This window comes from Pseudomonas songnenensis (assembly GCF_003696315.1).
GTDB lineage: Bacteria > Pseudomonadota > Gammaproteobacteria > Pseudomonadales > Pseudomonadaceae > Stutzerimonas > Stutzerimonas songnenensis.
On record NZ_RFFN01000005.1, the window covers coordinates 238,634 to 251,898 of the forward strand.

Here is a 13,265-nt window from a genome sequence, read left to right on the forward strand (position 1 = left end):
GCGACGTCCCTTTCCACCTGGAATTGCCGGTACGCGCTTATGATTGTCAGCCGTGCTCGATAGTTCCCAAGTCGGCAACCGTTGATCGGTGAGTTTTCACGACTCGGCGGAAAATCCAGGAGGGGCAGGGTGATGAACTGCGGGTGCCACTTTTGGTCAAGCCGGGCGGCCATCGCGGGATCGAGGGGAGGCGACGGCAGCCGATGGCCGCCGCCGAGAACTGGCAGTTATTGGTGAGTCGTGTCGCGCAGAAAGACCAGATGGTCTTCGGATGATGCGTCTGGGCTGTAGCGATAACCTTCGTAGTCGAATGCGCTCAGTTGGGCTGGGGCACTGACGCGCTCTTTGATCACCCAGCGTGCCATCAGGCCACGTGCCTTCTTCGCGTAGAAGGAAATGATCTTGTACTGACCGTTCTTCATGTCCTTGAAGTCGACGTTGATGACCCGTGCATTCAGCGCCTTGCGCTTGACGGCGCTGAAGTACTCATTCGAGGCCAGATTGAGAAGAACGTCATCGCCTTGTTCAGCGAGTGCTTCGTTGAGCCATTCGCTGATTCGCTCACCCCAGAACGCATACAGGTCCTTGCCGCGCGGGTTCGCCAGCTTGGTACCCATTTCCAGACGATACGGCTGCATCAGGTCGAGCGGTCGCAGCAAACCGTAGAGCCCGGAGAGCATGCGCAGGTGCTGCTGTGCGAACAGCAGGTCACTGTCGGTGAAGTCTTCGACGCTCAGTCCGGTGTAGACGTCGCCCTTGAAGGCGAGCAGGGCCTGTTTGGCATTCTCCGGCGTGAAGTCAGCGGACCAGCTGCCGTAGCGCGCGACGTTCAGGGCGGCCAGCTTGTCGGACAGGTGCATGAGTTCGCTGATCTGCGCTGGCGAGTAATCGCGCAACTGGTCGATCAGCAGCTGCGAGTGCTCCAGGTATTGAGGCTGGGTGAAGCGTTCGGTAATCGGGGGTGTTTCGTAGTCGAGCGTCTTGGCGGGGGAAATCACCATCAGCATGTACGGGTCTCCTGTCTGGTGGCGCGATTGTAGGGGTACTGCAGACATGGCTCCAGCTATAGGCGCCATAGGCAACGGTGTTGACCTTCCTCACGCGGCAAGGCACAAGCTGATGGGAGTTGAAGCAAGGAGTTCGTATGGCTGAATGCAATCACGTGCAATGGCAACCGCCCCACGACTACCGTCCGCTGGAGCACAGCTCCGAGCGTCAGACCTGGGCAGTGGTCATTCTGACCGGCTTGACCATGTTGATAGAGATCGTCGCCGGGTACTGGTTCAACTCCATGGCGTTGCTGGCGGACGGTTGGCATATGGCCTCGCACATGGTCGCCATTGGCCTGGCGGCGCTGGCGTATCTGCTGGCTCGGCGCTATGCGGCGGACCATCGGTTCGCATTCGGAACCTGGAAAATCGAGGTGCTGGCCGGTTTTACCAGTGCACTGCTGCTGGTCGTGGTGGCGCTGTTCATGATTGGCGAGTCGTTGATTCGATTCTGGTCGCCCGCAGAGATCGGTTTCGATGCGGCGCTGATGGTCGCCGTGATCGGCTTGCTGGTGAATCTGCTGTCCGCCTGGTTACTACGCGATCAGCATGACCACGGTCACGGTCACGGTCACGGTCACGGTGAGCACCCGCATGCCCATTCGCATGAGCACGCTTGCGGTGGCAAGGACCTGAATCGGCACGCCGCCTTCATCCATGTGCTGACCGATGCGCTGACATCGGTGGCCGCGATCGTTGCGCTGCTGGGTGGCAAGTTCTTCGGCTGGGGCTGGCTGGACCCGGCAATGGGGATCGTCGGTGCGCTGGTCATTCTGATCTGGGCGCGCGGCCTGCTGCGCGACACGGGCAAGGCATTGCTGGATCGGGAGATGGACGACCCGCTGGTAGACAAGATTCGGGAGGCGTTGCAGCAGGTACCCGATACCGAGGTTACCGACCTGCACCTGTGGCGAGTGGGGCGGGCGCAATACAGCTGCATCCTGAGCGTTGTGACCCACCAGACGCATACCGCGGACCAGTACAAGGCGGCGTTGCAGGCGTTTCCCCAGCTGGTGCATGTGACCGCCGAGGTGAACCGCTGCGACGAAAGCGCACACCTTGATCCCCGACAATAACGCGCCCAAAAGGCGCGGGCCAAGGCCGTTTGGTCGATTCGTGAAAAAAAGCCGTATTCAACTGAAAAGACTTTTGCCTGTCATAACTTTTACGGTATTACCGAATTCAGACCGCCGAACCCTGCGACACAGGTGGCGGCTCCTGGGCAGCCCCGAATCCACCGGCTTCCCTCGTCCGCTCACCTGAATCGCATGGCGGTCACTCTGCAGCGAAGCGCTTTCGGCTCTTCGTTTCTGGCCCCAGAAGAAGGTGATCGGTATGGATGACTACGGCAGATCTCGCGCGACCCAGCCCACGCTCTACGTCCTCGACACGAATGTACTGATCCACGATCCCAACGCTTTGCTGAACTTCCAGGAACATCAGGTCGCCATCCCGATGACCGTGCTGGAGGAGCTCGATCAACTCAAGGCCGGCAAGCACAGCGTGGCAGCCGAGTGCCGGCAGGCGATTCGTCTGATCGACAAGCTGCTCGGTGATGCAACGCCGGAAGAGGTCGAACTCGGCGTACCGATCCAGCGTGGCAAGAGTGGGCCGTCCGGCAGCCTGTCGATCCTCATGAGCAAGCGCGGCGAGCCCAACACGTTGCCGGAAGATCTGAACGACAACAAGATCATCAACCAGGTGGTCGAGCTGAGCAAACAGCGTCCCGGCGTGCCTGTAGTGCTGGTCACCAAGGACATCAACATGCGTCTGAAGGCGCGAGCCTGTGGCGTAGCGGCGGAGGACTACCATACCGATCAGCTGGTCGATGACGTCGGCCAGCTTTCTCCTGGCTATCACAGCGTCAGCGGCTCGTTCTGGGACCGCGTGAGCAAGGTCGAGACCCATCAGGGCCATGGGCGCACCTGGCACCGCGTGCAGCTGACCGACAACCTGCCCGCGGTGCACATCAACGAGTTCATCATCGACGAGCAGGGCTTCGTTGGCTGGATCAAGGGCATCAAGGCCGATGAGCTGCTGCTGCTCGACCTGCATCAGGAGCCGCTGCTGCATCAGGAAGCCTGGGGCTTGCGTCCGCGGGACATCCATCAGGCGTTGGCGCTGTTCGCCTTGCTCGATCCGGATATCCATCTGGTCAACCTGTCCGGCGCGGCCGGTTCCGGCAAGACCATTCTCGCGCTGGCTGCAGCCATCGAGCAGACCGTGGTGAGCAAGCGCTACCGGCGCATCATCGCCACCCGCAGCGTACAGGGGCTGGACGAGGACATCGGTTTCCTGCCCGGCACCGAGGCCGAGAAGATGGAGCCCTGGCTGGGCGCGATCACCGACAACCTTGAAGCGCTGCACATGGAGGACGAGAACACCCACGGCAGCATCGACTACATCCTGCAAAAGGTGCCGCTGCAGTTCAAATCGCTGAACTACATCCGCGGTCGCAGCTTCCAGCAGAGCCTGATCCTGATCGACGAATGTCAGAACCTCACGCCGCACCAGATGAAAACCATCATCACCCGTGCGGGCAACGGCTCGAAGGTGGTCTGTCTGGGTAACCTGGCGCAGATCGACACGCCGTATCTGTCGGCGACCAGTTCGGGACTTACCTACCTGACCGAACGCTTCAAGGACTTCTCCCACGGCGTTCACATCACCCTGCAGGGGGTGCCGCGTTCGGTACTGGCCGAATACGCCGAAGCGCACATGTAGCGGAGAGGCGCGCGACGATGCCCGGTAGTACCTCTTACGGGGGCGGGTTCATCGTCGGCGGCTGCGGTAGACTCGTGATTTTCCGATCAGGAGCGCCGAATGCTCACCCATCTCGATTCCCAAGGCCGGGCCAGCATGGTCGATGTCACCGACAAGGCCGTCACCGCCCGTGAAGCGGTAGCCGAGGCGCGCGTGCGCATGCTGCCGCAGACTCTGCAGATGATCCAGCAGGGTGGCCATCCCAAAGGCGACGTCTTCGCCGTGGCGCGCATCGCCGGCATCCAGGCAGCGAAAAAGACCTACGAACTGATCCCGCTGTGTCATCCGCTGCTGCTCACCAGCATCAAGGTCGAGCTGGCAGCAGAGGGCGAGGACAGCGTGCTGATTCGCGCAACCTGCAAGCTGGCCGGGCAGACCGGTGTCGAGATGGAAGCGTTGACCGCTGCCAGCGTCGCGGCGCTGACCATCTACGACATGTGCAAGGCAGTGGATCGCGGCATGGTTATCGAAGGCGTGCGTCTGCTGGAGAAACTGGGTGGCAAGAGCGGTCACTGGCAGGTGCAGGCATGATCAGTATCCAGTTTTTTGCCCGTTATCGAGAAGCGCTCGGCAGTGATGGCGAGCGACTGCAGTGGGATGCATCGCTTGCCAGCGTGAACGACGTGCGCCAGCATCTTCTGGCCCGCGGAGGCGCCTGGGAGGTGCTTGCTGAACAGAATCTGATGTGCGCGCGCAATCAGGAACTTTGCGGGCTCGACGAGCCGGTGTCAGATGGCGACGAAGTGGCCTTCTTTCCAACCGTGACCGGAGGTTGAGCATGACTGTACGTGTACAGACGGCCGCCTTCGATCCTGGCGCCGAACTCAATGCGTTGCACGCAGCCAATCTTGGTATCGGCGCGGTGGCCGGCTTCGTCGGGTATGTGCGTGATTTCAATGATGGCCAGGATGTTGCCGGCATGTTCCTCGAGCATGCGCCGGGAATGACCGAAAAAGCCCTGGAGAAGATCGTGGTCGAGGCCGAGCAGCGCTGGCCGTTGCTACGGCTCGATGTGCTGCACCGGGTCGGTCCGCTGGAACCGGGTGAGCCCATCGTTTTCGTCTGTGCGGCCAGTGCCCATCGCGATGCCGCCTTCGATGCCTGTCGCTTCGTGATGGATTATCTGAAGACGCGGGCACCATTCTGGAAGAAGGAGAGCACCCCATCTGGTGCGCGCTGGGTCGAGGGCCGCGCAAGCGACCAGATAGCCGCTGAGCGCTGGGACGAAAAACGCTGAGCCTTCAATAGAAGGTTATGTACATCTTGAAGGCCAGTGTCGAGAACATGGTCAGCACACCCACGGCCAGCAGCCCTACACCCCAGTTACTGTCCCGGTAGTTGAACCCTACGCAGAGCAGAACGAAGCCAATGACGATGAGCGACAGTAGCCAGTGCATGCTATCCATTGGTTTTTTCCTTGCGTTGGGAATCTAGCTACAACTCTAGCCGCGTTGCCTTGTTTGCGGCCTGATTCAGGTCATTGATGGGGCAGGCGGAACCTGGAAAGGACGCGACGAATGCCGCGTCCTAGAGGTTCAGCGTGAGTGTGGAACCGGCGCAAGCAGTTCGGCCGGCGGCATCTCGCACTGGATCTTGCGGCCGATCAGCGCTTCGATAGGTGGGAGCGCGAACGCATCATCCTCCCCGGCGAAACTGATCGAAGTGCCACTGGTGCCGGCTCGTCCGGTACGACCGATGCGGTGCACGTAGTCGTCCGGGTCTTCCGGCAGGGTGAAGTTGATTACGTGGCTGATGCCATCGACATGAATGCCGCGACCAGCGACATCGGTCGCCACGAGCACGCGAATCTTGCCTTCTCGGAAGCCTTCCAGCGTGCGGATGCGTTTGTGCTGCGGCACGTCGCCGGACATCTGCGCGGCGCTGATGCCGTCGCGGGTCAGGCGCTCTTCGATCCGCCGCACCTCGTCCTTGCGGTTGGCGAAAACCATTACCCGGGTCCAGTCGTTCTGAGTGATCAGGTTGTATAGCAGCTTGTACTTGTCGCTGCCGGCCACCGCGAAGACGTGCTGTTCGACGGTATCGCTGGCCACGTTTTCCGGTTCGATCTCGACGATGGCGGGGTTGGTTGTCCACTGTTGCGCCAGGTTCATCACATCGTCGGTGAAGGTGGCGGAGAACAGCAGCGTCTGGCGCTCGCTCTTGGGTGGCGTCTGGCGAATGATCTGGCGAACCTGCGGAATGAAGCCCATGTCGAGCATGCGGTCGGCTTCGTCCAGCACCATCACCTCGACCATGTCCAGGTGCACTTCGCCGCGCTGGTTGAAGTCCAGGAGGCGCCCGGGGGTGGCAACCAGGATGTCGCAGTAGCGCGATTCCAGCTGCTTGAGCTGCTTGTCGAAATCCATGCCGCCGACGAAGCTCATCACGTTCAGGTTGGTGTACTTGGTCAGATCCAGCGCGTCGTTGGCGATCTGCACCACCAGCTCCCGGGTCGGCGCGATGATCAGCGCACGCGGCTCGCCCATGTAGCGGTCCTTCGGCGGCGGTGTGTCGAGCAGTTGCGTGATGGTGGAGATAAGGAAGGCGGCAGTCTTGCCGGTGCCGGTCTGGGCGCGGCCAATGGCATCTCGGCCAGCGAGGGTGTAACCCAGTACCTGAGCCTGAATCGGGGTGCAGTAGGGAAAGCCCAGATCGTGAATGGCATGCATCAGTTCGGGGGCGAGCTTGAAGTCATGGAAGCGGGTCTTGCCTTCGGCCGGCTCTACGGTGAAGTCTTCCAGCTTCCAGGTCGGGGCTGCGGGCTTGGCTGGCTTGCTGCGCTGGCGACGCGGTTTCTCGGTTGTACGCTCGGCTGCTTGCGGCTTGGACGGAGCATCAGGTGTCGCAATTTGCTGCGCTGCGGGGGCGCTTTGCTGCGGTGCCGCGTTGACGGCAGCCGGGCTGCTGTCGGTTGTGCCGGCCCGCTCATCGGGGGCCTTGCCGAATATTTTCTTGAGTGCTTTGAGCACGGTCTTCTCGTCGTCGAATTAGGAAAGTGTCGCGCGCCAGTGTAATGCAAGACGCAGGCGCGGCGAAGCATCGCGCTTGCAGGCCCATGGGCGTTCAGCCGCAGACACGGTTTCGTCCCCGTGCCTTGGCCAGGTACAGCGCCTTGTCCGCGCGGCCTACGAGGTCCTCCAGCGTGTCGGATGCGCGCATGCGCGCCAGGCCTACCGAGATCGTCACGCCCGGCAAAGACCCGATCGGCGTGTCGATGGTGTCGTTCTGTGCGACACCCTGACGCAAGCGCTCGGCAATAAGGCGTGCGGTGCGCAGGTCCAGCTCCGGAAGCAGGATGACGAACTCTTCGCCACCGAAACGCACCAGGCTGTCCTTCGGTCGCAGTTGCGTCCCCAGCAGCCGTGCCACCTGGCAGAGCGCATGATCGCCAGCGATATGCCCATGGCGATCGTTGTACGGCTTGAACTCGTCGACATCGATCATCAGCATGCACAAGGGGCGCCCGTTGAAGGCACAGCGGGCACTTTCACGTTCGAAGATGTGTTCCAGCCAGCGTCGGTTGAACACGCCGGTGAGCACATCGATGTTGGCGTTGTGCTCGCTGTTGATGATCAGTTGATCGGTCAGCCGCACCCGGTCGCACAGCAGTTCGATCAGGTTCTGCATCAGCTGGGGCGATTGCGTGAGGAAAGGCAGTTCCCGGCTGTGCAGCCTGAGAATACGGCTCGGCTCGCTGGCGATGACATAGGCAGAAGGTGGTCGATGATCGCAGAAGCTGACCTCGCCAACGCAGTCGTTGACCTCAACGTAGCGTACGGGCGGGTTGTCTCGCGAGGCCAGCTGGACGCTTAGCTGGCCTCGCACGAGCATATATAGATGGCGGTTCAGCGTATGTGGTGAAAGGAGGAGTTCCTCTGCGTCGACTTCGCAGGTTTCCAGCCTTGCCAGCAGCGCCAAGAGCACAGGGCGCTCCACACCGCGAAACAGTCGAATGCTTTGCAGCTGTTCCACGGTCGGCATACCGGTTATTCGCTTCATGGCAGCGACTGGCCGGACGAGTCTGCCTCCCTCGCGCCATTCATGACGACCTCCCGCTTATCGTTGGCAGGACGGGCGACGGTCCGGTCCTCCACGCACAAGCGTAGTCCTGATATCCCTGCTGGGATTAAGTCTTTTATGCAGGCGCTGGCCGCTCAGTCCAGATGCGTGGAGAGCCAATCGCCGATGTCCTGAATTTCCTCTCCAAGCACCTCGTGCCCCATAGGGTAATCGCGCCAGGTAGCGTTGACCCCCGCATCGTGCAGGCACTGGTAAGCCACACGGCCCATCGCCGTTGGTACTACGTCGTCGCGGCTGCCATGCAGGCACAGCGCCGGATAACGCAGCGCCTCCGGGGCGAAGGTCGGTGACTCGCCGAAGGTCGGCGCATATGTCGAAAGGGCAATGACTCCCCCCAGCGGGCCGCGCCAGCGAAGGAAGGCGGTGTGCAGGACCACCGCGCCACCCTGGGAAAACCCCGCGAGGAATATGCGGGCCGGATCAATGCCGCAATCGCGTTGTGCCTCGATCAGCGTGATGAGCTGCTGCGCAGAGGCTTCCAGCTGCTCGCGATTGATGGCGCGCGCCGGGCTCATGGCAAGGATGTCGTACCAGCTCGGCATGCTCCAGCCACCGTTGATGGTTACCGGGCGTGTCGGTGCCTGGGGCAGCACGAAGCGGGTGCTCTGCAGGCGCTGCTGCAGCGCTTCGGCGACGGGCTGGAAGTCATATCGATCGGCACCCAGGCCGTGCAGCCAGATGACACAGGCGTCCGCAGCGCCGGTAGGTTCCAGGATCAACGGTTCGCTCATGAATCAGCTCCAGTTGGGGGCAGGTCGCCTCGTGTTGGGGCAGCGGGGATCGCTGCAGACGAGGCAGTGGCGCGAGGTTACCTGCTCCGGCACGGCGATAGAACCCGCAATTGCGGCCGGCCCGCGACGTGGCCGCGAACTGGTATGCGGCTTGCTTTATGCAGTCCGGCTCCAGCCGGAATGGCCTGTTGCGACGGGTCGCGGCGTTGTGAGCAATCAACATTGCCGATCACCTATGGGCGACTAGACTCAGGTCAGGCTGCCGCCGCTTCGCTGCTGCCACTGGCGTCGAAGGGCCGAACGCCCGAACCCGAGAATAAGAAAGCAAACTGGAGGTTTCGATGATTAGGGTGAAATCCACACTGGCTGTGCTGGGTGCTGCGTCACTGCTGGGCATCAGCGGGCTGGTGCAGGCGGGGGCGACCCTCGATGCAGTGCAGAAGAAAGGATTCGTGCAGTGCGGCATCAGCGATGGCCTTCCGGGCTTTTCCTTTGCCGATGCCAAGGGGAACTACCAGGGGATCGATGTCGACGTCTGCCGCGCAGTAGCGGCGGCGGTCTTCGGCGACGCCGGCAAGGTCAAGTACAGCCCGCTGACCGCCAAGGAGCGCTTCACCGCGCTGCAGTCGGGCGAAGTGGACGTGCTGTCGCGAAACACGACGTGGACCAGTTCGCGAGACGCGGCCATGGGGCTGAATTTCACCGGCGTGACCTACTACGACGGCCAGGGCTTTCTGGTGAACAAGGAGCTAGGGGTCGGTAGTGCCAAGGAGCTGGATGGTGCGACCGTGTGCATCCAGGCCGGGACGACGACCGAGCTCAATCTGTCCGACTACTTCCGCTCCAACAGCCTTAAATACACCCCGATTACCTATGACACGTCGGACGAAAGCGCCAAGTCGCTCGAATCCGGCCGCTGCGATGTGCTCACTTCGGATCAGTCGCAGCTGTATGCGCAGCGCATCAAGCTGGCCAATCCCGACCAGTATGTCGTGCTGCCCGAGGTCATCTCCAAGGAGCCCCTTGGCCCTGCGGTGCGTCAGGGTGACGAGGAATGGTTCGATATCGTGCGCTGGAGCCTTTTCGCCATGCTTAACGCCGAGGAGCTGGGCATCACTTCGGCGAATGTCGAGGACATGGCCAAGAGCACCAAGAATCCTGACGTGGCGCGCCTGCTTGGCGCCGAGGGCGAATACGGCAAGGATCTCAAGCTGCCGAAGGACTGGGCGGTGCAGATCGTCAAACAGGTGGGTAACTATGGTGAGATCTTCGATCGCAACGTAGGCGCCGGCAGCGAGCTGAAGATCGAGCGCGGCCTCAATGCCTTGTGGAACAACGGTGGCCTGCAATACGCACCTCCGGTGCGCTGAGCCCGCGTGGCCGGCCTCGTGCCGGCCCGTTTCACGGATGAGCATGGCCGGTCCAGGTGACCGGCCATGCGGCATGAGGAATTTCGATGCGTTCGATCGCCAGAGGCACTGTGCCCCGACGTTCGCCTTTCACCGATCCACGAATACGCGCCTGGGTGTTCCAGGTGCTTGCGGTGTTGGCGGTGGTGGCGTTCGGCTGGTACCTGTTTCATAACACACAGACCAATCTTGCCCATCGCGGCATCACGTCCGGATTCGGCTTCCTTAACAATGCCGCCGGCTTCGGCATTTCCCAGCATCTGATCGACTACAGCGAGAGCGACACTTACGGTCGCGTCTTCTGGGTCGGCTTGCTCAACACACTGCTGGTCAGCGTAATCGGGATCGTTCTGGCCACCATCATGGGCTTTATCCTCGGCGTAGGGCGCCTATCCAGCAACTGGTTGATCCGCCAGCTGGCGACGCTCTACATCGAGATTTTCCGCAATATCCCGCCGCTGCTGCTGATCTTCTTCGTCTACTTCGCCGTGATCAGCCCGCTGCCAGGACCGCGCAACAGCCTGAGCCTGTGGGACGTGGTATTCGTCAACAACCGCGGCGTGCAGATGCCGGCACCCAGCGCTGTCGATGGCTTCTGGGCGTTCTGGCTGGCGCTGCTCGTCGCGCTGGTGGCGGTGGTGGTGCTCAACCGCTGGGCTCGCGCGCGGCGACACGCGACCGGGCGGATGTTTCCGGTGTTCTGGACCAGCCTCGGGCTGTTTCTCGCCATCCCCTGGCTGATGACCTTCATTGCAGGCGCACCTTTCACCTGGGAAGTGCCGGAGCTGCAGCGCTTCAACATTCGCGGTGGCTGGGTGGTGATCCCGGAGCTGGTTTCGATCGTCGTGGCGCTGTCGGTCTATACCGCTGCGTTCATCGGCGAGACCGTGCGCTCGGGCATCCAGTCGGTCAGCCACGGCCAGACCGAGGCTGCGGCATCCCTCGGCCTGCGCCCGGGTCAGGTGCTGCGGCTGGTCATCGTGCCGCAGGCACTGCGGGTGATCGTGCCGCCGCTGACCAGCCAGTACCTGAACCTGGCGAAGAACTCGTCGCTCGCCGCTGCCATCGGCTATCCGGACATGGTCTCGCTGTTCGCCGGCACGGTGCTCAACCAGACCGGGCAGGCCATCGAAACCATGGCCATCACCATGAGTGTCTACCTGGCCATCAGCATCAGCATTTCGCTGCTGATGAACTGGTACAACAAGCGCATTGCGCTGATCGAGCGGTGAGCGCATGACCATTCATACCTTCAAGCCCGACCTGCCGCCACCAACGATCAGCATCGGTGCGCTCGGCTGGCTGCGGGCGAATCTGTTTTCCAGCTGGATCAACACGCTGCTGACCCTGGTGGGCCTGTATCTGCTCTGGCTGATCGTGCCGCCGGTGCTCGAGTGGGCCATCTTCAAGGCTGACTGGACCGGCGAGACGCGCGCCGATTGCAGCCGCGAAGGCGCCTGCTGGGTGTTCATTCAAACGCGGTTCGGCCAGTTCATGTACGGCTTCTACCCCACGGAGCTGCGCTGGCGGGTGGATGCGGCAGCATGGTTGGCGATCATCGGCGCGGCGCCGCTGTTCCTGCGGCAGATGCCGCACAAGCTTCGCTACGGACTGGGCTATCTGCTGGTCTATCCGCTGCTGGCCTACTGGTTGCTGCACGGTGGCTTCTTCGGATTGCAGACGGTGCCGACCAGCCAGTGGGGCGGCCTGATGCTGACGGTGGTGATCGCCGCCGTGGGCATCGCCGGTGCCTTGCCGCTGGGCATCCTGCTGGCGCTCGGGCGACGCTCGGACATGCCGGCCATCCGTGTGCTCTGCGTGACCTTCATCGAGTTCTGGCGCGGCGTACCGCTGATCACCGTGCTGTTCATGTCGTCAGTGATGCTGCCGCTGTTTCTGCCCGAAGGCATGAACCTCGACAAGCTGTTGCGGGCGATGCTGATGGTGGTGTTCTTCGAGGCCGCCTATATCGCCGAAGTGGTGCGCGGCGGCCTGCAGGCGATCCCCAAAGGGCAATACGAGGCGGCGGCCGCCATGGGTCTGGGCTACTGGCGCAGCACGCTGCTGGTGATTCTGCCGCAAGCGCTGAAGCTGGTGATTCCGGGCATCGTCAATACCTTTATCGCCCTGTTCAAGGACACCAGCCTGGTGATCATCATCGGCCTGTTCGACTTTCTCAACAGCATCAAGCGCGCTACGGCGGACCCGGCCTGGCTGGGTATGTCAACCGAAGGCTATGTGTTCGCCGCGCTGGTGTACTGGATGTTCTGTTTCGGCATGTCCCGCTATTCCATGCGCCTGGAGCGCAAGCTGGACACCGGCCACAAGCGTTAGGAGTGAGATATGAGTGATTCAGTCGCGCAGGCCGGGCAGGCGAGCGAGCCGGTCATCCGCATGCAGGGCGTGCACAAGTGGTTCGGGCAGTTTCATGTGCTCAAGGACATCAACCTGTCCGTGCGGCAGGGCGAGCGCATCGTGTTGTGCGGGCCGTCCGGGTCGGGCAAGTCCACCACCATTCGCTGCCTCAATCGTTTGGAGGAACACCAGCAGGGGCGCATCGTCATCAATGGCGTCGAGCTGACCAGCGACCTCAAGCAGATCGAGGCGATCCGCAGCGAAGTCGGCATGGTCTTCCAGCATTTCAACCTGTTCCCGCACCTCACCGTGTTGCAGAACTGCACGCTGGCGCCCATGTGGGTGCGCAAGCTGCCACGCCGGCAGGCCGAGGAAGTCGCCATGCATTATCTGGAGCGGGTACGCATTCCGGAGCAGGCCAACAAGTTTCCCGGCCAGCTCTCCGGAGGCCAGCAGCAGCGCGTGGCGATCGCCCGTGCGCTGTGCATGAAGCCGAAGATCATGCTGTTCGATGAGCCGACCTCGGCGCTCGATCCGGAAATGGTCAAGGAGGTGCTGGACACCATGGTCAGCCTCGCCGAAAGCGGCATGACCATGCTCTGCGTGACCCATGAGATGGGCTTCGCCCGCACCGTAGCGGATCGGGTGATCTTCATGGACAAGGGCGAGATCGTCGAACAGGCCGAGCCAGAGGTGTTCTTCACCAACCCGGTCAACGACAGGACCAAGCTGTTCCTCAGTCAGATCCTGCACTGATCCAAGCCAGGTCAGGCGGCCGTCGGAGCCGCCAGCGCCTGGCTGTGTTCAGCCTTAGCCTCGGCCGCCGTCATGGGCTAGAATACGCGCCCCGACTGCTCCCCCCTCCGAGGCTGTTCCGA

The 13,265-nt window shown here is 62.0% G+C and carries 14 protein-coding genes; 9 read left to right on the top strand and 5 right to left on the bottom strand.

The features are described from left to right. Positions 1-227: 227 nt before the first annotated feature. Positions 228-1,007 (bottom strand): peroxide stress protein YaaA, encoded by a 780-nt coding sequence (gene yaaA / locus EA798_RS15160; protein WP_122099466.1) that lies wholly within the window; start codon positions 1,005-1,007, stop codon positions 228-230. 137 nt (positions 1,008-1,144) lie between these two features. Between yaaA and dmeF the strand changes: the two genes are divergently transcribed. The 5 genes from dmeF (at position 1,145) to moaE (ending at position 5,049) form a co-directional block, all read left to right on the top strand. Beyond that, positions 1,145-2,125 carry a CDF family Co(II)/Ni(II) efflux transporter DmeF gene (gene dmeF, locus EA798_RS15165; RefSeq protein ID WP_122099467.1) on the top strand — a complete coding sequence of 327 codons (981 nt, stop codon included), beginning with the start codon at positions 1,145-1,147 and terminating at the stop codon, positions 2,123-2,125. A gap of 259 nt (positions 2,126-2,384) precedes the next feature. Beyond that, positions 2,385-3,773, top strand: a complete 1,389-nt coding sequence (locus EA798_RS15170; protein WP_106155617.1) for a PhoH family protein — start codon at positions 2,385-2,387, stop codon at positions 3,771-3,773. A gap of 99 nt (positions 3,774-3,872) precedes the next feature. Further along, positions 3,873-4,343 carry a cyclic pyranopterin monophosphate synthase MoaC gene (gene moaC / locus EA798_RS15175; protein WP_122099468.1) on the top strand — a complete coding sequence of 157 codons (471 nt, stop codon included), beginning with the start codon at positions 3,873-3,875 and terminating at the stop codon, positions 4,341-4,343. Further along, complete coding sequence (locus EA798_RS15180; protein ID WP_106155615.1) at positions 4,340-4,588, top strand: MoaD/ThiS family protein; 249 nt, start codon at positions 4,340-4,342, stop codon at positions 4,586-4,588. The genes moaC and EA798_RS15180 overlap by 4 nt, the downstream gene beginning before the upstream one ends. 2 nt (positions 4,589-4,590) lie before the next feature. After that, the gene (moaE, locus tag EA798_RS15185) at positions 4,591-5,049 is read left to right on the top strand and encodes a molybdopterin synthase catalytic subunit MoaE (RefSeq protein WP_122099469.1); all 459 of its coding nucleotides are present in this window, start codon (positions 4,591-4,593) and stop codon (positions 5,047-5,049) included. Between the two features lie 4 nt (positions 5,050-5,053). Here moaE and EA798_RS20640 read toward each other — a convergent pair whose 3' ends face one another. From EA798_RS20640 to EA798_RS15200, 4 genes are all read right to left on the bottom strand, one after another. Next, a complete protein-coding gene (locus tag EA798_RS20640; protein ID WP_165362517.1) occupies positions 5,054-5,218 on the bottom strand; it encodes a hypothetical protein in 165 nt (54 codons plus the stop codon). Between the two features lie 129 nt (positions 5,219-5,347). Continuing rightward, entirely contained in the window at positions 5,348-6,781 is a 1,434-nt protein-coding gene (gene rhlB / locus EA798_RS15190) for an ATP-dependent RNA helicase RhlB (RefSeq protein WP_122099470.1), read from the bottom strand. A gap of 94 nt (positions 6,782-6,875) precedes the next feature. Then, complete coding sequence (locus EA798_RS15195; protein ID WP_244221279.1) at positions 6,876-7,811, bottom strand: GGDEF domain-containing protein; 936 nt, start codon at positions 7,809-7,811, stop codon at positions 6,876-6,878. Between the two features lie 155 nt (positions 7,812-7,966). Next, positions 7,967-8,623 (bottom strand): alpha/beta hydrolase, encoded by a 657-nt coding sequence (locus tag EA798_RS15200; RefSeq protein ID WP_122099471.1) that lies wholly within the window; start codon positions 8,621-8,623, stop codon positions 7,967-7,969. Between the two features lie 341 nt (positions 8,624-8,964). Between EA798_RS15200 and EA798_RS15205 the strand changes: the two genes are divergently transcribed. The 4 genes from EA798_RS15205 (at position 8,965) to EA798_RS15220 (ending at position 13,143) form a co-directional block, all read left to right on the top strand. Continuing rightward, positions 8,965-9,993, top strand: a complete 1,029-nt coding sequence (locus EA798_RS15205) for an amino acid ABC transporter substrate-binding protein (protein WP_122099472.1) — start codon at positions 8,965-8,967, stop codon at positions 9,991-9,993. A gap of 86 nt (positions 9,994-10,079) precedes the next feature. Further along, the gene (locus tag EA798_RS15210; RefSeq protein ID WP_106155610.1) at positions 10,080-11,264 is read left to right on the top strand and encodes an amino acid ABC transporter permease; all 1,185 of its coding nucleotides are present in this window, start codon (positions 10,080-10,082) and stop codon (positions 11,262-11,264) included. A 4-nt stretch (positions 11,265-11,268) separates the two neighbouring features. Continuing rightward, positions 11,269-12,366, top strand: a complete 1,098-nt coding sequence (locus EA798_RS15215; protein WP_106155609.1) for an amino acid ABC transporter permease — start codon at positions 11,269-11,271, stop codon at positions 12,364-12,366. Positions 12,367-12,375: 9 nt separating this feature from the next. Then, the gene (locus EA798_RS15220; RefSeq protein WP_106155608.1) at positions 12,376-13,143 is read left to right on the top strand and encodes an amino acid ABC transporter ATP-binding protein; all 768 of its coding nucleotides are present in this window, start codon (positions 12,376-12,378) and stop codon (positions 13,141-13,143) included. Positions 13,144-13,265: the final 122 nt, after the last annotated feature.